The organism is Paenibacillus sp. PvP094 (assembly GCF_040546835.1).
Lineage (GTDB): Bacteria > Bacillota > Bacilli > Paenibacillales > Paenibacillaceae > Paenibacillus > Paenibacillus illinoisensis.
In genome coordinates this window covers 4,491,552-4,509,453 of sequence record NZ_JBEPOM010000001.1, presented here as the reverse complement: position 1 = coordinate 4,509,453, position 17,902 = coordinate 4,491,552, and the positions used below count along the sequence as shown (strand labels likewise).

General features: G+C 46.4%; 17 protein-coding genes, 1 pseudogene and 1 other annotated feature. Of the genes and pseudogenes, 7 read left to right on the top strand and 11 right to left on the bottom strand.

Annotated features, from left to right (window positions below):
• Positions 1-13: 13 nt before the first annotated feature.
• From ABIC22_RS20805 to ABIC22_RS20795, 3 genes and pseudogenes are all read right to left on the bottom strand, one after another.
• A complete protein-coding gene (locus ABIC22_RS20805) occupies positions 14-808 on the bottom strand; it encodes an ABC transporter ATP-binding protein (protein ID WP_127536683.1) in 795 nt (264 codons plus the stop codon).
• 29 nt (positions 809-837) lie between these two features.
• Positions 838-1,843 (bottom strand): annotated as a pseudogene (locus tag ABIC22_RS20800) (ABC transporter substrate-binding protein).
• A gap of 150 nt (positions 1,844-1,993) precedes the next feature.
• Positions 1,994-3,508 carry a carboxypeptidase M32 gene (locus ABIC22_RS20795; RefSeq protein WP_354483475.1) on the bottom strand — a complete coding sequence of 505 codons (1,515 nt, stop codon included), beginning with the start codon at positions 3,506-3,508 and terminating at the stop codon, positions 1,994-1,996.
• A gap of 221 nt (positions 3,509-3,729) precedes the next feature.
• Here ABIC22_RS20795 and ABIC22_RS20790 point away from each other — a divergent pair, with 221 nt between their 5' ends.
• The 4 genes from ABIC22_RS20790 (at position 3,730) to ABIC22_RS20775 (ending at position 5,931) form a co-directional block, all read left to right on the top strand.
• Complete coding sequence (locus ABIC22_RS20790) at positions 3,730-4,290, top strand: beta-class carbonic anhydrase (protein ID WP_095357349.1); 561 nt, start codon at positions 3,730-3,732, stop codon at positions 4,288-4,290.
• A gap of 189 nt (positions 4,291-4,479) precedes the next feature.
• Entirely contained in the window at positions 4,480-5,046 is a 567-nt protein-coding gene (locus ABIC22_RS20785; RefSeq protein ID WP_354483473.1) for a PadR family transcriptional regulator, read from the top strand.
• Between the two features lie 100 nt (positions 5,047-5,146).
• The gene (locus tag ABIC22_RS20780; RefSeq protein WP_354483471.1) at positions 5,147-5,647 is read left to right on the top strand and encodes a hypothetical protein; all 501 of its coding nucleotides are present in this window, start codon (positions 5,147-5,149) and stop codon (positions 5,645-5,647) included.
• A 5-nt stretch (positions 5,648-5,652) separates the two neighbouring features.
• Positions 5,653-5,931, top strand: a complete 279-nt coding sequence (locus ABIC22_RS20775) for a YxcD family protein (protein ID WP_095286418.1) — start codon at positions 5,653-5,655, stop codon at positions 5,929-5,931.
• A 157-nt stretch (positions 5,932-6,088) separates the two neighbouring features.
• On the opposite strand, the gene tyrS is transcribed toward ABIC22_RS20775, so the two are convergent.
• The 8 genes from tyrS to ABIC22_RS20735 form a co-directional block, all read right to left on the bottom strand.
• Positions 6,089-7,348 (bottom strand): tyrosine--tRNA ligase, encoded by a 1,260-nt coding sequence (tyrS, locus tag ABIC22_RS20770; RefSeq protein ID WP_354483469.1) that lies wholly within the window; start codon positions 7,346-7,348, stop codon positions 6,089-6,091.
• Positions 7,349-7,467: 119 nt separating this feature from the next.
• Positions 7,468-7,690 (bottom strand) — a binding site (T-box leader).
• Between the two features lie 100 nt (positions 7,691-7,790).
• Entirely contained in the window at positions 7,791-8,237 is a 447-nt protein-coding gene (locus ABIC22_RS20765; protein WP_354483467.1) for a DMP19 family protein, read from the bottom strand.
• On the bottom strand, positions 8,230-8,700 hold the full coding sequence (locus tag ABIC22_RS20760) for an Imm63 family immunity protein (protein ID WP_354483465.1): 471 nt from the start codon (positions 8,698-8,700) through the stop codon (positions 8,230-8,232). The genes ABIC22_RS20765 and ABIC22_RS20760 overlap by 8 nt, the downstream gene beginning before the upstream one ends.
• A gap of 184 nt (positions 8,701-8,884) precedes the next feature.
• Complete coding sequence (locus tag ABIC22_RS20755) at positions 8,885-10,354, bottom strand: protein adenylyltransferase SelO (RefSeq protein ID WP_127536675.1); 1,470 nt, start codon at positions 10,352-10,354, stop codon at positions 8,885-8,887.
• Between the two features lie 292 nt (positions 10,355-10,646).
• A complete protein-coding gene (locus tag ABIC22_RS20750; RefSeq protein ID WP_154893779.1) occupies positions 10,647-11,966 on the bottom strand; it encodes a solute carrier family 23 protein in 1,320 nt (439 codons plus the stop codon).
• 301 nt (positions 11,967-12,267) lie between these two features.
• On the bottom strand, positions 12,268-12,576 hold the full coding sequence (locus ABIC22_RS20745) for a Dabb family protein (protein WP_095357344.1): 309 nt from the start codon (positions 12,574-12,576) through the stop codon (positions 12,268-12,270).
• 187 nt (positions 12,577-12,763) lie between these two features.
• Complete coding sequence (locus ABIC22_RS20740; RefSeq protein ID WP_354483462.1) at positions 12,764-13,309, bottom strand: PadR family transcriptional regulator; 546 nt, start codon at positions 13,307-13,309, stop codon at positions 12,764-12,766.
• A gap of 74 nt (positions 13,310-13,383) precedes the next feature.
• Positions 13,384-14,412, bottom strand: a complete 1,029-nt coding sequence (locus ABIC22_RS20735; RefSeq protein WP_354483460.1) for a YhgE/Pip domain-containing protein — start codon at positions 14,410-14,412, stop codon at positions 13,384-13,386.
• A gap of 225 nt (positions 14,413-14,637) precedes the next feature.
• On the opposite strand from ABIC22_RS20735, the gene ABIC22_RS20730 reads away from it, so the two are divergent.
• From ABIC22_RS20730 to ABIC22_RS20720, 3 genes are all read left to right on the top strand, one after another.
• Positions 14,638-15,891 carry a cytochrome P450 gene (locus ABIC22_RS20730; protein WP_354483458.1) on the top strand — a complete coding sequence of 418 codons (1,254 nt, stop codon included), beginning with the start codon at positions 14,638-14,640 and terminating at the stop codon, positions 15,889-15,891.
• Positions 15,892-16,043: 152 nt separating this feature from the next.
• Positions 16,044-16,898, top strand: coding sequence for an AraC family ligand binding domain-containing protein (locus ABIC22_RS20725; protein ID WP_354483456.1), 855 nt, complete (start codon positions 16,044-16,046; stop codon positions 16,896-16,898).
• Positions 16,895-17,815: a DMT family transporter gene (locus tag ABIC22_RS20720; RefSeq protein ID WP_354483454.1), complete on the top strand. Its 921-nt coding sequence runs from the start codon at positions 16,895-16,897 to the stop codon at positions 17,813-17,815. The genes ABIC22_RS20725 and ABIC22_RS20720 overlap by 4 nt, the downstream gene beginning before the upstream one ends.
• Positions 17,816-17,902: the final 87 nt, after the last annotated feature.

The following is a 17,902-nucleotide window of genomic DNA, read 5'->3' as shown; positions in this document are numbered from 1 at the left end:
TCTCTCGTATGATTCACCCGTTCTTCTCACCTCCTCCGGACTGTTCCAGTTCGCTCCATAATGCCTGAAAAAGCTCATTAAAACCTTCCTGTTCTCTTGCGTAGAAGGGCTGGGATTTCCGAATGGCTTCCGGAATGATAAACTCTTTCCGAATTCGTCCAGGATTGCGGTCCAGCACAATAACGCGGTCACTCACTGCAATCGCTTCGGACAGGTCATGGGTGACCAGCACCGAGGTTTTTCCCGTTTCCTTGAGCGTATCTGACACCAGATCCTCCAGCTGCAGCTTGGTCTGATAGTCCAGTGCAGAGAATGGCTCATCCAGAAGCAGTAAGGATGGATCGGTTGCAAGCGTCCGCACGAGTGCGACACGCTGCCTCATGCCCCCAGATAGTTCGGAAGGATACAAATTCTCTGTTCCAGCAAGGCCCATCTCTGCAAGCAGCTCGCTTGTTCGTTTACGACTCCGTTCATCCAGCCTGCCCGTCAATTCAAGTCCGATCAATGCATTGTCCAAAATGGTACGCCATGGAAACAGATAGTCCTGCTGCAGCATATAGCCAATCTGGGCAGAAGGACCTTCAACCAGTTTCCCTTTAACTTTCACCTCTCCCGCGGTTGGCGTGAGCAGCCCGGCGATGATGGACAACAATGTTGTTTTGCCACACCCGCTCGGACCAACAAGACTGACAAATTCGCCTTGTTTAACCTGAAGGCTCAGGTCTTCGATGACCAATGAGGCTTCACGCTCATTGACATACACTTGCGAAATCCCTTCCAGTCTAATCACCGTATCGGATTCAGGCATGGCGATCACTTCCTTTCCTGAATGCCTGGTTACTTCACAGATGCTGCTTGTTCCGCATAGGTGTTGTCGACAATCGCTTTGGAATCCACCCGTTGTTCGAGTTCTCCAGCCGCACTCATGACGTCCAGCAGATTGTTCCCATTCTTCATCATCAATAATCGGATCTGTTGCATACGTCCCCTGCTCTTTATAGCGATTAATACTACTTACGAGAATGGATTGATCGATGTCTTTAAAGTAAGGGAGGATGACCTCGGCAATCTCTTCAGCCGAATGGGAATCTACCCAGACCTGTGCTTTGTGCAGCCCATTTGTAAATTTCTGTACCATTTCCTTGTTATCGTTGATGTAGCTTTGTTTTGTCATGAACACCGTATAAGGCAAATGTCCACTCTCCGTTCCAAACGATGCAACGACCTTCCCGCGGCCTTCCTGTTCAAAGATTGACGCCTGTGGTTCAAACAGCTGTACATAATCTCCGGTACCCGACGCAAATGCAGAAGCAATGTTGGCAAAATCGACATTTTGGATCAATTCCAGATCATTCTGCGGATCAATGCCGTGTTTGTTCAACGTGAATTCTCCAGCCATTTGCGGCATCCCGCCTTTGCGTTGTCCGAGAAATGTACTTTGGTTCAGCTGATCCCAATCAAAGCTGCCTTCCGCACTTCGTGCAAACAAAAATGTTCCGTCTGTCTGGGTTAGCTGGGCAAAGTTAATGACCGGATCTTCCGCTCCCTGCTGATAGACGTAGATAGATGTCTCTGCTCCGACCAGGGCAATATCCACGGAGCCCGCGAGCAAGGCAGCCATCGTTTTGTCACCACCAGCCGTTGTCTGGATCTCGACCTCCAGTCCCTCTTCTTCAAAAAAACCTTGAGCTACGGCTACATACTCCGGTGCGTAAAATACCGAACGCGTCACCTCGCCAATCGTAATTTTCGCTTCGTTTTTCTCTCGGTTGCAGCTCGTGAGCGCTACAATGATAATCAGCAATATAACGATGGCACGGATGAACCAGGGCGTGTATTTCATGCTGTTTCCCTCCTTCGCTGGTTTCAGCAGTTTCTCTCTACTATGAATATGCCGCTGCCCATCAAAAGGTTAAGAACTTGCACACCAAAAAAGAGCCGGGCATATGCCCGGCTCTCTCTAGTACCTGCTTCGTGGTATGTGATTGTACAACTACAGTTTGTAAATCTCGGTATACTTTGCTTCCAGGTAGTCCGCCAGATAATCCGGGTTTAGTTCCTCACCTGTCACAGCGAGAATCAATTCGGATGGCGTACGGCTCTTGCCGTAACGATAAATCTTGTCCGTTAACCATTCCTTGATCGGTATCAGATTGCCTTCAGCAATATAAGAGTCAAACTCCGGCAGTTCCTGGCGCAGCGTATGTAGAATCTGAGCGGCATACATATTGCCGAGTGAATACGATGCGAAATAACCAAAATCGCCACCGGACCAGTGAACATCCTGAAGCACACCTACACCATCGTTTGGAGGAACGATGCCTAAATATTCTTTGTACTTGGCGTTCCAGGTTTCCGGCAAATCCTTGACTTCCAGTCCCTCATTGAACAGCATTTTTTCAATCTCATAACGGATGATAATGTGCAGATTATACGTCAGCTCGTCTGCTTCAATTCGAATCAGGGAACTTTCGACGCGGTTGATCGCACGGTAGAAATCTTCCAGAGCCACATCGCTCAATTGCGGAAAATGCTGCTGCAAGTCTTGATAATAGCGAGTCCAGAACGGACGGCTGCGGCCAATCATATTTTCCCACAGACGGGACTGGGATTCATGAATACCCATCGACGTTCCTTCAGCCAGAAGGGTACCTGCCAGACTTTCGTCAATATTTTGCTCATATAGAGCGTGTCCGCCTTCGTGCAAAGAACTGAATACCGCGCTCGCCACATCATCCTGCAAGTAATTCGTCGTGATTCGCACATCCCCCGGGTTAAGTCCTGTCGCGAACGGATGCACACTCTCATCCAGTCTTCCGGCATCAAAGTCATAACCCATCTGTCCCAAAATGAACAAACTGAATTTTTCCTGTTGATCCGTATCAAACAGCTGGTTTAAGAACTCCGTATTCGGCTTGTTTTCGGAAGCATTGATCCTTTCCTGCAGCGGCACCAAACGTGCTTTCAACCGGGCAAATACCGCATCTACTTTCTCTACGGTCAGATCCGGCTCATACATATCAAGCAGCGTATCATAGCGTGTGTCTTTCACACCCCAGTAGTCGATGAACTCCTGTTTGAGTTTCACGATCTCTGTCAAATACGGGGAAAAGCCTTCAAAATCGCTATTATGCTTGGCATCTTCCCATGCCGTTTCCGATTTGGCCGTAAGCACCGTATATGCTTGAACCTTCTCAGGCGGGACGGATTGGCTCCGATCGTATTCCTTTTTGCATTCCAATACCAGACGGCGATTTATATCATCCAGTTGATTCAACACCTCTGGTTTTGTCAGCGTGTCCAAATAGGTTTTCATCTCAGCCGAAGTTTGAAGCTTGAACGCTTCGGTAGATAACATGCCAATGGTTTCCGAACGAGTCGGAACGCCTTTCTTCGGCGCACCAGTGCGCAGATCCCAATGAAGCAAACCAATGGCTTCGTGATAACTTTTGATTTTGCTGGCCAAATTAAGAAATGGTTCCAGATGTTTCAGGGTTTGTTCTTCCATTGTTATCGTTCACCTCTCCAAAAAAAGTTTAGACTCCCTATTGATGATACTTTTTGCAATGCGTATAATCAACTTTTAACAGAGGTAAATGGCTAGATTCTTATTCATAAGATATCATGCCGTTTGCTGACCGTGGTATAATCAAGAGCAGGGCGTAGGACAGGCTGCATACCGATGCAGCAGCCGTGCTCATCGTATTTGGATAACAGGAGGCAATGGACATGAACAACATTCAAGAGATTTTGGCGTACAACAAATCATTTGTCGAGACGAAAGAATACGAAAAGTATACGGCCGGTAAGTTTCCAACTAAAAAAATGGCAATTATCACATGCATGGACACCCGTCTGGTGGAACTGCTGCCTAAAGCGATGAATTTGAAGAATGGTGAGGTTAAAATCCTTAAAACGGCAGGCGCCATTATCTCTCAACCTTTCGGTTCTGTTATGCGAAGCGTGCTTGTAGCTATCTATGAGCTCGGGGCAGACGAAGTTGTTGTTGTCGGTCACACCGAGTGCGGTATGGCATCTTTGCAAGCAGACACAATGATTGGTCACATGCTTGACCGCGGCGTATCCAAGGAAGTCATCAATGCTCTGGACAACTCCGGAATCAATTTGAACAATTGGCTTCGAGGGTTTAACAGTGTTGATGAAGGGGTAAAACATACTGTAGGAGTCATCAAAAATCATCCCCTGTTTCCACAGGGAGTACCCGTTCACGGCATGATTATCGATTCCTCCACAGGCCAGCTTGAGCTTGTAGTTGAAGGGTACGAGTAACAGGCATCTCTCTAAATGGTTTTGGGTGCGGACCTCAGGGTCCGCACTCTTTTTTTGTCTAAATTGAGGCAGTTATGCTGTCAGGTTGTCAAACCATACAGTTTCAGTGTACACTTTTATGAAAGCGGTCATTGATGGCAATATTCATTGTTTTCACTGGCCTAGCCCTAATATTAAGGAGACATGTGCATGAACATACTTTCCTACGGATTGCTCGGGCTGCTTACCCGCGAGGAGTCGTCTGGTTACGATCTGATGCTGAAAATCCAGCCTCATTGGCAAGCCAAACACAGTCAGATCTACCCGCTCCTGTCCAAGATGGAAAATGATGAACTATTATCTTCCCGCTGGGTGCAACAGTCTGACAAACCGGACAAAAAAATGTATGCAGTCACGGAAAAAGGTATTGAGAAGCTGCTCGGATGGATGATCACTCCTGTTACTGCTCCGGTAACGCGTGACGAATTCAATTTGCGGATTTTGTGTGTCGGCATTGCCGAAGATGGAAGCATGAGACGCATTCTGAATGAGCGCAAAAACTGGTTTATGGAGCGCATCCGTTATTTCGAGGATCTGAAGTCCCGCATCCCTCAAGATAACCTCCGCGTAGGCAACCGGGAATTTGGGAGCTACATTTTGGTTCAAAAGGGATTAATGAATGCCCAGACCGGCCTGGAATGGTGCAACTGGGTGACTCAGCTGCTCGATGGTCAGGCAGCCATTCAGGACCCTTGTCCGATTATTTCGGAAAATTAAACAAAATTTGAAACGTTCCTGCTTTTTGACCGTATTACATGAGTAAGGCCCATTTTTAGGGCTAATCACACAATTTAATCGGGGGGTTACGATCTTTACAATGAAGAAAAAATTTGGAATTAAACATCTGATGATGGTTTTTATGGCTTTCACTCTGTTGTTCGCAACAGTTGGCGTAGCAAATCCGGATTCTGCTGACGCAAGACGTGGTGGCGGTTTCAAGTCAGGTACGAAAAGTTATACCAACACACCTAAGAAATCCGACAATAATAATGTGAGCCAATCGAACTCGAACAAATCGGGTACTGGTGCAGCTGCAACGAACCGTGGGGGATTCTTCGGCGGTGGCGGTGGATTCATGAAAGGCATGATGCTGGGTGGTCTGGCAGGTATGCTGTTCGGCGGATTGTTCGGCGGCATGGGAGCCCTCGGAAACATTCTTGGATTGCTTGTCAACGTCGCTGCAATTATGCTGATTGTGATGCTGGCAATGGCACTCTTCAGAGCGATCACGAATCGCCGTAAACCGGCTGCAGATGGTCGTTATGACCGCCGCAACGATCGTGATGATGATGACCGCAACAGAAACGGACGGTATTAATCATTATGGTTCTAAGCATGGATGAGATTGTTAATGCAATCTGTCTTCACATGGCTGAACGCAAAGGTGTGCGCCCGACCGATGTCAATGTTGAACTGAGCTGGGAAGAAGATACGGGATACTCCGCTGAAGTCTGGATTCAAGGCCGTAGTCAATACTTGGTTGAATCCAACATGATAGAAGCGATCCTGCGCTACCTGCACAGCGAATACAACATCCGGGCTTACCGTGAAAACGTCAGGCTTGATCTGGACGAAGAGATTACAGCCATTGTGAATCAATAATCAAATCAATTATTTGCGGATGAATTGTTAAAGGGCCGTCTCCCTAATGTCATTGACATTAGTGGAGACGGCCCTTTTGTTTACTTAAGAGTTATGAATATCCTGGGAATTTAAACTAACGTTGTTCTTCCCAAGATATTCATGATACGGTACGTTCCTACTTCAATTTCACAAGGCTGTAGTTCTTCTTGCCTTTACGAATAATGATGAACTTGCCACCAATTGCATGCTCCGCAGACACTGTGAATTCCAGCTCTGTAATCTTCTCTCCGTTCATAGAAATCGCACCTTTGGTGACATCCTCACGTGCTTGACGTTTGGATGGCTCAAGGCCCAGATCCACCAGCCAGTCCACGATGTTTTTGGCTTCGCCGTCTGTTTCAAATGTAGGCATTTCCTTGAAGCCCTGCTCGATCTCATCGGCTGTCAGGGAGCGAATATCTCCACTGAAGAGGGCTGCGGTAATACGTTTAGCTTGCTCCAGCATCTCTTCGCCGTGAACGAATTTTGTCATTTCTTCGGCGAGTGCCTTCTGCGCTTCACGTTTGTGCGGCTCAGTCTCTACCTTTTCAGCCAAAGCTTCAATCTCCTCTTTGCTGAGGAAGGTGAAGTATTTCAGGTACTTGATGACATCGCGATCATCCGTATTCGCCCAGAACTGGTAGAATTCGAACGGTGTCGTTTTCTCCGGATCCAGCCAGATCGCGCCGCCAGCTGTTTTACCAAACTTCGTACCATCCGCTTTGAGCATCAGAGGGATCGTCAAACCGTATGCTCTTGCTTCAGATCCTTCTTTCTTGCGAATCAGATCCAGACCGCTCGTGATGTTGCCCCATTGATCCGAACCACCGATTTGCAGCTGCACGTCCTCGTTTTTGAACAGGTGATGGTAATCCAGAGACTGCAGGATCTGGTAGGAAAACTCGGTGAACGAGATTCCGCCTTCCAATCTGCTTGCCACGACATCTTTTGCCAGCATCGTGTTAAGATTGAAGTTTTTCCCGTAATCACGCAAAAACTCGATGACGTTAATTTGATGTGTCCAGTCGTAGTTGTTTACCATGCGAACCTGGTTGTCGCCTTCGGTTACAAACAATTTTTTCATCTGTGCTGTCAGCTTATTAACGTTCTCTTGGACCTGTTCCAGTGTTTGCAGCGAACGCTCGGATTGACGTCCACTTGGGTCACCAATTGTACCCGTTGCCCCCCCAATCAGGATTACCGGACGATGTCCCGCTAGTTGAAAACGTTTCAGCATCATGAACGGAATCAGGTGACCGATGTGCATACTGTCTCCAGTAGGGTCAACCCCACAGTACAAGGATATCGACTTGGTTTCGGTCAGCTCACGCAGCCCCTCCGCATCCGTCTGTTGGTTTATGGCGTCACGCCATTCAAGTTCATCAATAATATTCAACCCAAACAACCCCTTTCTCTTCTAATCGTTCTTCAGTCATGGACTACGTTAATGGTCAAAGATACAGATGGGAGCAGCTTTTTTGGACACAAAAAAATCGCCTCCTTGTCTTCATTAGACATAGGGACGATTATCATAACCGTGGTACCACCCAACTTGCATGAACAGATGCTTACGCATCATCCATACCGCTTTTGGCAATATATCGTTTGCCCATTCCGCTTGGCATTACCCAAGTACTCCAGAGTGTAATTCGCAGCCCTTGTATGTATCAGGTTCCATCAACCCCTGACTTTCTGTAACAGGGACAAAGCCGCTACTGCGCTCCATCAACGTAATTCATGTATTAGATTATAGCCAGTATAGCCGAACGTTCAACCCATTGCAAGAGCCTGTATTTAATCTGCTCACAGTACAGCAAAAGAGACTCTGATCTTTTATACTATGCCTCTATATTCAGCTTCCTATGATAATGCGTGTATGCCTTCTCCGCAATTTGATCCTCGTTATCCCACAATCGCTGATCCAGAGTATCCAACCTTAGTTCCTCTTCTGTCGTGAGTAAACGGGGAATGTCCCATAATGCTGTAAGCCGTTCATCATCCGCCAAATGCTCTATCAAGCGATACTGCTCCTGAATATTGCCCAGCACCTGGTTCGCACCAATCGTATGTAATGCCCGCAAAACATGAAGATATGCTTCTTCTCCCCAGTTGCAGAAAAATTGAATGAACCCACCGTTATATACGTCTACTTCCAACAGCCATAGGGCTGCAATCTCCTGTTCCTCGGATGTTAATCCCGACCATCCCTGTTCTTGTTTGTTCTTTTTGTCTACAAACTTCAACGCATAATCATACCATACATCATTGATATCTTGATTAGTCATGCCCTTCATCCCTTCCCCTAGGCTGCATGCTCTCCAGTTCCTGGCGTTTACCGATTTGATGCCAGTGCAAATAGGGTTCTCCCAATTGCTGAAAAGCGTTCGTTACGTTGCGATCCATTTCATGTATCACTTCGCTCGTATATTTCAAATGCGTGTTGATATTATCAACATCATATTTTTTCAACATCTCCACATGCACCGTGGTAAAAATAATATCCTCCAGCAGCCAGTAGATAACCATCTCGGTCTGCTTCAACTTTTTCTCCAACATGGGCATTCCACGTTCATAGATGGTGACGATATAGGTTCCACTTTCCATTTCAACATAAGGCACACCTTCCCATTTGAAAGGCTCCAATAGACGGTTAACATATGTATTGCTCTGTTCTTGGTCAAAGTCTGTTAGGGATAACAGTTCAAGCAGCTTGACTGCTAATTCCTGTTTGGTTAAAACATCTGACATGGCAGCTCACCACCTGTAATTCATTTAAATTGCATTCCCCATGACCTGATCATGAAAAAGCTGCCGGTGGCAGCTTCTTCGTGATCACCAGGTTGCTTGTTGTACTCGCAAGGTACCTATTGCAACTCATGATTGTATTTTTTAATCTGAAATGTTCAATCTGAATGCTGAATCTGCACTCCCATCAGGTTCCGCAAAATGTCCGATAAGATGGATCACAGGTCGCCGGCAATGTGGCGTATTCTTCCTGTTCCGGTGTATGTGCGTAAGGTTTCCGGAGAACGGCTAGCAGCTGATTCATTACGCTATAATCCCCATCATTCTCTGCCCGTTCGAGCGCTTCTTCCACTCTATGATTCCGTGGGATGACTGCAGGATTGCTGCTCTTCATCAATTGCTCTACAGCCTCTTTTGATTCAGACTGCCGGCCCAGTCTGGCTTTCCAGCGTTCGTTCCATTCCGCAAATTCCGGTGCTTCGTTCAGATTCGAGTTCTCCCACTTATCAAAAGTCAAAGCTAAGAACGTATTCGTGAAGTCCGCCGATTGCTTTTCCATCAGTTCCAGAAGATCTTTCATCAGCGTTTCATCTTCGTCCTCTTCTGTCAATAATCCCAGCTTGGCACGCATGCCGGATAACCATTCATGATGATACTGCTCTGAAAATTGGGAAATGGCATCCTGTGCAATCTGTATGGCCACATCTTCATTATCATGCAGCAGCGGCAGTAATGTCTCGGCAAGACGAGCCAGATTCCAGCCCGCAATATAGGGTTGATTGCCGTAGGCATAACGGCCTTGCGTATCGATTGAACTAAAGACTGTAGCCGGATTATAAGCATCCATAAATGCACAAGGGCCGTAATCTATCGTTTCTCCACTGATGGCCATATTGTCCGTATTCATGACACCATGTATAAATCCAACATTCTGCCATTTGGCTATCAGCGAAGCCTGTCGTTTGATGACTTCCCGGAGGAAGTTCAAGTAACGGTTATGATCTAAAGGAATGTCAGGAAAATGCCGTTCCAGCGTATAGTCCGCCAGTGCTCTCAGTTCGTCTACAGTTCCCCATCTAGCTGCATACTGAAAGGTTGCCACGCGGATGTGACTGGAGGCCACACGGGTTAATATGGCACCCGGTCGTTCCGTTTCACGAAAAATGCTTTCTCCAGTAGTCACTACCGCCAAACTTCTCGTTGTAGGGATACCTAGTGCTTCCATGGCCTCGCTAATAATATATTCACGCAGCATCGGTCCGATCGCTGCCCGACCATCCCCTCCACGGGAGTATGGCGTTCTGCCCGAACCTTTGAGCTGAATGTCCACCCTCTCGCCCTGTGGCGTAATCTGTTCACCCAGTAGCAATGCCCGTCCATCACCAAGCATGTTGAAATTGCCAAACTGATGGCCTGCGTAAGCTTGAGCCAGAGGCTCGGCTCCAGGCGGAATTTCATTGCCTGCAAAAATTGCTGCCCCTTCCTTGCTGTTCAGCGTTTCAGCATTCAGTCCGAGGCTGGTCGCAAGGGTTTCATTTAAGATGACAAGCTCAGGTGACTGTACCGGTACTGCACCCTGACTCGTATAAAAGGTCTGCGGCAGCCGGGCATAACTATTGTCCAAATTCCAGCCTGCCCCTAACTTATCCTTTTCCATGTGCACTCCACTCCTTCTCCTCAACAAAGGAACTCCTCTGTTTGTATTCATGTAGCCTGTGTGAACCAATGCTCATTTATGTAGTCGCATGGAATTTCGAAATGATGAACATATCATATGTTCATAAGGAAACTTTAGCATATTTGTAGGGTGTTTGCATGTTTCATCGCATCCGACAGCCAAATAAGCCCACAAGGTATTCATTAGGAAGAAGGATATTTTCCACTCTTTCCAGCAATGAATCCTATGTGGGCTTACTCGTTTAATTCGCTATTATTCAGTTAAGATGGAATCAGGTATGTGCCTCCTGAGTTCCCGCTACAGGCTGAACAGGCAGACTTTCCTTTTTGAAACCAAGGTTGAAAAAGATATTAAGCAGAATCGCTGACAGACTTCCTGTAATGATACCATCGCTCACAATGATCCGAATGCTTTGTGGCAGCTGGGCAAACAGGTCTGGTACGGCTGTGACACCAAGCCCGAGCGAAACCGAACAAGCGACGATCAACAGGTTGGACTGCTTGCCAAAATCGACGGTTTGCAGCATTTTGATTCCAGAGGATACGACCATACCGAACAGAACCACTGTCGCACCGCCTAATACTGCACTTGGGATAATGGTTGCAAATGCCGCTACCTTCGGAATGAGTCCGAGGAAGACCAGTATGCCTCCGGCTGCAACCACGACATTTGTTGTTTTCACCTTGGACAATTGTACGAGCCCGACATTCTGCGCGAATGTATTGTATGGAAAGGCATTGAATATACCGCCAAGTACAAAAGCCAAGCCCTCTGCACGATAACCGCGAGCCAGATCCTTCTCATTGATGGGCTGATCGCAAATTTTGCTCAAAGCCATAAACACACCTGTTGACTCGATAATCACGACAGTACCTACGATGATCATTGTGATAATCGGGCCAAGCTCAAATGTTGGCATTCCGAAATAAAAGGGTTGTGGCAAGTGGAACCATGACGCTTCCTGTACAGGAGAGAAATTCACTTTTCCCATGAGGGCCGCAATGAGAGTTCCAGCGATGATGCCAATCAGGACGGCAAGAGATTTAACGAAACCCCGAGCATACCGGTTCAGTACCAAAATAAAGAGCAGTACTCCGAAAGAAAGTGCCAGATTGTCCAAGCTTCCGAAGTTCTCACTGTTTGCCCCACCAGCCATATTCTTAATACCGGTAGGAATAAGTGCTAGACCAATAATGGTTACCACGGTACCAATGACAACGGGAGGGAACAGCTTGACGATTTTGCTGAAAAATACGGCACAGATGACGATAAATAAACCGGCTGCTATGATGGACCCATAAATGGCTGGAATACCATACTGAGATCCGATGGCGATCATGGGCGTAACAGCTACAAATGAACTACCGAGTACTGCCGGCAAACCAATGCCCAGATACTTTCCCTTCCGAGCCTGCAGCCACGTTGCAATACCGCATGTGAGCAGGTCAATGGATACCAGATATGCCAGCTGCTCTGCAGTCAGATTCAAAGCTCTTCCCACGAGTAAAGGTACCAGAATAGCCCCGGCATACATTGCCAATACATGTTGAATCCCCAGTGAAAAAATTCTCATCTTTTTTGTTTCGTTCATCCGCGCTCGCCCCCGAAATTAGAATCAACCCATCGCACTGAATAATCATGTTATGTTGATTCACATTATATAAACTATTTCGAAAACTTCCATGATACATGAACGAGAATTGTTACAGGAGATAAAGAGATCGTATCTTTTTGGGCAAACGAAACAAAACGCCGGATTTTTAGTGTAATATTATATAACATCTCACTACATTTTTTACTGAATATCAGGAGAAAAGAAAAAAGCCAGCACTACATGTGCCAGCCTGCTGTTCAATCGTTTTAATCATCAGTGTTCTCCTTCATGACCTGTCTTATTTCGAAGGGATCGGAAAGTCCGTTACAATAACATTCTCTACCCATCCGTTAAGGGAAGCTACAAAAGCCTGATGGGCGGGATGTGGACCATATGCACGCAAGGCTTCTTGGTCTTCAAACGTCACTCTTAATCCAAGTGTGAATCCCTGAATATGATCCGTCTCTTCCGTTACATTGATCCCGGCAGTCAGATCAATGATCCCAGGAATCTCGTCCTGCAAGGCTAGCAATTGTGAGACAAATTCCTGCTGTTTTGCCGGCGTAATTTTATCGTTGAATTTGAATACCACCAGATGTTCGAACATGAAATTCCCTCTCCTTCGTTACAAAATATTCATTTACGACATAGTTCAGATTCTATAGGTTTTTACCATTTGTTTCAATCCGCGCTCCTGGTTCTGCTTCGCAATATAGACGAAAAAAGGCGCGTTCAAAGCCAGACTGTCGCTGACCTGACGCACCTCTACGCAGACACAGTGACGCTAAACGCGCTTAATGCCTTAACGCCCTGCTCTGAACATGGTGAAGGAGCTTCTCCAACCATGCAATGTTGCTCTCAATCGTGTGATAAGCATGATCCCTCATCAGCCACAGAGCATCCATCAAATCCTCACTTACATCGATCTCCTCTGGTTTCTGCTCGTCAATATAATCGAGTTTTTTTCTTTGTTTCACGATGATATCTTCAATAAGGTATGCAATCTTCTGATTATCCACCTTATCCAGATTAACCAGAGCTGCATAAAGGGACTGAATGGTCGTGAATTTCTGAAACACTTTATAGATGCTCTCTTCCAGCGCGAGCCGCCCTTGATCGGTGATCCCATACATCGTCTTGTCTGGTCTATTCTCACTCTGGATCGTTTCAATTTTCTCGATTAGCCCCTTTTTATGCAGCACTTCGAAATTGTAATAGATCGTCCCTTCCGTAATTTTGGCCTCGGTCTGATCCAAATGTTTGCCTATTTGCTTTTTAATATCATAGGGATAACAATTCCCTTCACTTAATGCACCAAGAATAAATATTTGAATTGACATGTGACTGCCCCCATTCTGCTCTTACCAAGGGCACAGCTTCTTTCAAATTCGCCTGAGCCCTTGTATTTCTTATTTTATACGATAGCGGGCTGTTGTGAAGACTCTTGCAGCGGATTGGTTTGCTTGGCCTGTTTGAAATGGTGAATGGCTGCATTGAGAACGAAAGCGACCAGTCCAACCAGCGCTAATCCAATGGCGTAATGGGCCGTTCTGCCACCGCCGAAGAGAATATTGTAATCCAAATGCGTGGAATAGTACATCGGCGTGATCTGACTGACGAATTTAAAATATCCAGGCATCATTTCGGGTGACATGGACGTACCGTTGGCAATGGATTGACTAAGCACGAATATCATGTTGATCAGCATACCTCCTTGACCGAGAAGCATGATGAAGATACTTGTAAATTCGATCGACACGAATAATTGCAGACTGTGCACCAGCCACATTTTTAGAAAGACTTCAACCCCATATCCTTGAACCATGAAATAGATGCCTACTCCAACCAGAGGAGCAATCAGGGAAATGAGCAGGTTCGCCCCCCGGAGGGCAAAAAAGGCTTTCCATTTTCCCATTTGTGCACGCAGCTGCTGCATTCCGCCCACGCTCTGCATGGCATAGATCATGGCTCCAACATAGAGCGCCATCGTAATAAACATCGGTGCCATCTGATTTTGCATACCGGCAGGCTGTGGGTTGCTCATGACGATATTGGATGAGACCTTGCCCGTGGTTGATTCCACAATCTGTTTGGATTGATCCGCAGGAACATGCATTCCGTTCAATACCGCTTCGAAGCTTTGAGCCTGAACCTGTGCGCTGATCTGAGCGGTAATTTCTGCTGCTACACTTTTCATCGAACTGGTAATTGTCGTTGGGTTAGATTCATTAATCAAATATTCCAGCTGTGCTTCGCCGCTCTGTTCAGACAGTTTCTCCGTAAAGTCACCAGGTATACGTATCACCATATGGATATCACGGTCTTCCAGACCCATCTTCGCCTGTTCCAGCGACTCATTAGTTACGATATTAAACGGGAGCTGCTCTTGCAGCTTCTGAACAAATTCAGGACCGGATTGTTGGTCTTCATTAACGATGGCCACCGTAAGATTCGTTACGTTTTGGGGATGGCGCTATATCCGGACATGAAAACGGTCAGCATCACAATCTGATAGAACACAATCATGAATATCCCCGCTTTGACTCCTTTATGTTTCAGCATGCTCTTCACTCTCTACTCCACCTTATTATTATAATTTAAATTACTTGAATTAAAGTACTCTTGTTTGTTATATTTGTCAATGACCCCAACTAAGGAGGTAAGATGAATGAAGAAGAGTACGATTATATCTCTGTCTGAAATCACGAAATTCCAATCGAAAGAAGAAGAGTTTAGCCCTTATCGTTGGTATCGCCACATGCTCAAACAGGAACCTGTCGTTTACAACGAAGAGACGGATTCCTGGCATGTGTTCAAGTATGACTTGGTCAAAACCGTATTGAATGATCATGAACATTTCTCCAGTGTAAGAGAAAGATCGATTGTGAACGTGGGGTATTCAAGTGAGGGAGAAGGTGCGGACAGCGAGCACCACATTCCGGACAAGCTGGATATTCACAACGTCGATCCTCCGGAACACCGCAAGCGAAGATCACTATTGGCCAGTGCATTTACCCCAAGAAGTCTCAAACTTTGGGAACCGCGCATTCAGGCTGCAGCTGACGAGTTAGTCGCAGAATTTTCTCAGCTTCCCGAGGTGGATATTGTACAAGCCTACACAAGTATGTTTCCAGTAATCATCATGTCTGATCTGCTTGGCATTCCTTCCAAAGACAGGCTCTTATTTAAGGAATGGGTAGATATTCTCTTCATGCCAACAACGGATGCAACCTTTAGCCATATCAATGAAATGAAGAAAATTGCGGGTCAGCAATATTTCGAATACCTTTACCCTTTTGTTGTGTCCAAACGAACGAATCTTGCCGAGGACATTATCTCGGACCTGATCCAGGTCGAAGTGGATGGTGAACATTTTACGGATGAGGAAATTGTACGCACCACCATGTTCATTCTGGGCGCAGGAATAGAAACGACAAGCAACCTGTTGGCCAATTCCTTCTATGCGCTGCTCTATGATCAGCCTGAACTGTACACGGAGCTGAGAGATAATCCAGAGCTAGTTGGAAATGCAGTGGAAGAAATGCTGCGGTACCGTTTCCATATCAGTAAAATGGACCGCATGGTCAAGGCGGATAATAACCTGCTTGGGGTTGAACTCAAAAAAGGAGACGCCATCGTAGCCTGGATGAGTGCAGCCAACATGGATGAGGACATGTTCGAGGATCCATTCACATTGAATATTCATCGTCCGAACAATAACAAACAGCTCGCTTTTGGCTTCGGAACACACTTCTGCCTGGGTGCACCTCTGGCTAGGCTGGAAGCCAAAATTGTTTTGACGACATTTTTGCAAACCTTCTCAAGTATTGAACCCGTCAGCGGATTCATGCTGGAAGACCACCTGATCCCGTCTGCAGCAGGACAATCTCTTAAAAGCCTTCCCATGAGGTTATATAAGTAGTACGCTATAGAGGGATAACAGAAAAAGAGCAGGAAATCTGCTCTTTTTTGCTGTTTCCCTGCTATTAATAGCTGCGAGGGAGCAATATCGTCCAAGAACTAACCTTCTTTTCAGTTTATACTGACAAGAACTTACGAGAAAGAAGGTGCAGCATGAATCGTGAAGTACGAACCGTTGTATTTGATACCGATCTGCAGCTTGAAGCTTATCAATTCCAGGGTATTATGCAGAAATTCCCCAATCACTTTCATGACTATTACGTCATTGGTTTTATTGAGCAGGGCAAGCGACATCTGGTCTGCAATAATCAGGAGTATGTGCTGAATACAGGCGACATGATCGTATTTAACCCTCATGACCCCCATGCCTGTGAAGGGATTGACGGAAGAACGCTCGATTATCGCTGTATCAACATCCAGCCAGAGGTCATGAGAGAATACACCCGCGAAATTACCGGACTAGACTATTTGCCACACTTTACAGCACCCGTACTCTATCAACACGAATTGGTCGGCTCTTTGCATGACCTGCATTTGATGATTTTGGAGGAGCAATCCGATTTTGGCAAAGAAGAGCTGCTGCTCCTGCTGCTGGAACAGCTGCTTCGGGATTATGCGGATGCTGAATCCCCCGTCTCTTCTCAGGATGTCACAATTGAAATCAAGCGTATCTGCGAATACATAGAGTCTCATTACATGGAAAGTATATCGCTCAATGTGTTAGCCGACCTAAGTGGAATGAGCAAGTATCACCTGGTGCGTCTATTTACTCGCCAAAAAGGCATCTCGCCGTATCGGTATCTGGAAACTATTCGTATTAATCAGGCCAAGCGCTTATTGGAACAAGGAACGCTGCCGCTTGAGGTATCCGCCCAGACGGGATTCAGCGATCAGAGCCATTTTACGAACTTTTTCAAAAAACTAATCGGCTTGACGCCCAAACAATATCATCGAATTTTTAACCACGAATACGAGTCCCAACGGCTGCAGGACCGTGTTTCACGATGAGTGAAAATAAACATACGGCTGGTCACCTGCTCGCCTTGCTTACGATTTTGATCTGGGGGACCACCTTTATCTCCACTAAAATTCTGCTCATCGACTTCACACCTGTGGAAATCCTGTTGTTTCGTTTTCTGATTGGATATGTGGTGTTGTTTCTGATCTACCCTCGTGTGATGCGGATATCAACGGTCCGGGATGAGATGCTTTTTATGGCGGCCGGACTGTGCGGAGTCACATTGTATTTTTTGATCGAAAATATCGCGCTTGTATTCACACTGGCTTCAAACGCAGGTGTCATTGTGTCCATTGCGCCCTTCTTCACCGCTGTGCTTGCGCATTTCTTCCTGAAGGATGAGCCGTTATCTCGGCATTTTGTCGTCGGTTTTGCTATTGCTTTGACAGGCATTGTGATCATTGCGTTCAATGGGAGTTACAGCCTGCAGCTGAATCCGCTGGGCGATCTGCTTGCTTTTGTGGCTCCTGCTGTCTGGGCAATCTATTCCGTCCTTATGCGTAAGATAGGCGATCTTCACTATCACACCATTGGTGCAACACGCAAAGTGTTCTTTTACGGGCTTTTGTTCATGCTCCCTGCCTTATTCCTGTTCGAATTCCATTTTGACATGGAGCGGTTAGCCGATCTGACCAACCTTTCCAATCTTCTTTTTCTCGGGGTAGGCGCTTCTGCATTGTGTTTTGTAACCTGGAATAGGGCGGTAAGCCATCTGGGAGCAGTGAAAACCAGTGTTTACATTTATTTGGTGCCTGTAATTACATTGTTAGCCTCTGCACTGCTGCTGCATGAACCCATTACTTGGATTACCATGCTGGGTGCGGTGTTAACACTCCTGGGTTCAATCATCTCAGAACGAAAAGTTCGGAAGCACGCCCCCGGATCGAAGTTGTCCGAGATCCATTAGCTCTGGTCGTTTGGAACGCAAAAGAAGGCACCCTCCATCCTTTCAGGATTAGTGCCTTCTTTGTGTTTGCGTGCGATGACTTACCTT

Excerpts from the sequence above, each read along its gene's own strand:
- ABIC22_RS20805 (WP_127536683.1), bottom strand. The coding sequence starts at position 808 with ATGCCTGAATCCGATACGGTGATTAGACTGGAAGGGATTTCGCAAGTG.
- ABIC22_RS20795 (WP_354483475.1), bottom strand. The coding sequence starts at position 3,508 with ATGGAAGAACAAACCCTGAAACATCTGGAACCATTTCTTAATTTGGCC.
- ABIC22_RS20790 (WP_095357349.1), top strand. The coding sequence starts at position 3,730 with ATGAACAACATTCAAGAGATTTTGGCGTACAACAAATCATTTGTCGAG.
- ABIC22_RS20785 (WP_354483473.1), top strand. The coding sequence starts at position 4,480 with ATGAACATACTTTCCTACGGATTGCTCGGGCTGCTTACCCGCGAGGAG.
- ABIC22_RS20780 (WP_354483471.1), top strand. The coding sequence starts at position 5,147 with ATGAAGAAAAAATTTGGAATTAAACATCTGATGATGGTTTTTATGGCT.
- ABIC22_RS20775 (WP_095286418.1), top strand. The coding sequence starts at position 5,653 with ATGGTTCTAAGCATGGATGAGATTGTTAATGCAATCTGTCTTCACATG.
- ABIC22_RS20765 (WP_354483467.1), bottom strand. The coding sequence starts at position 8,237 with ATGACTAATCAAGATATCAATGATGTATGGTATGATTATGCGTTGAAG.
- ABIC22_RS20760 (WP_354483465.1), bottom strand. The coding sequence starts at position 8,700 with ATGTCAGATGTTTTAACCAAACAGGAATTAGCAGTCAAGCTGCTTGAA.
- ABIC22_RS20755 (WP_127536675.1), bottom strand. The coding sequence starts at position 10,354 with ATGGAAAAGGATAAGTTAGGGGCAGGCTGGAATTTGGACAATAGTTAT.
- ABIC22_RS20750 (WP_154893779.1), bottom strand. The coding sequence starts at position 11,966 with ATGAACGAAACAAAAAAGATGAGAATTTTTTCACTGGGGATTCAACAT.
- ABIC22_RS20745 (WP_095357344.1), bottom strand. The coding sequence starts at position 12,576 with ATGTTCGAACATCTGGTGGTATTCAAATTCAACGATAAAATTACGCCG.
- ABIC22_RS20740 (WP_354483462.1), bottom strand. The coding sequence starts at position 13,309 with ATGTCAATTCAAATATTTATTCTTGGTGCATTAAGTGAAGGGAATTGT.
- ABIC22_RS20730 (WP_354483458.1), top strand. The coding sequence starts at position 14,638 with ATGAAGAAGAGTACGATTATATCTCTGTCTGAAATCACGAAATTCCAA.
- ABIC22_RS20725 (WP_354483456.1), top strand. The coding sequence starts at position 16,044 with ATGAATCGTGAAGTACGAACCGTTGTATTTGATACCGATCTGCAGCTT.
- ABIC22_RS20720 (WP_354483454.1), top strand. The coding sequence starts at position 16,895 with ATGAGTGAAAATAAACATACGGCTGGTCACCTGCTCGCCTTGCTTACG.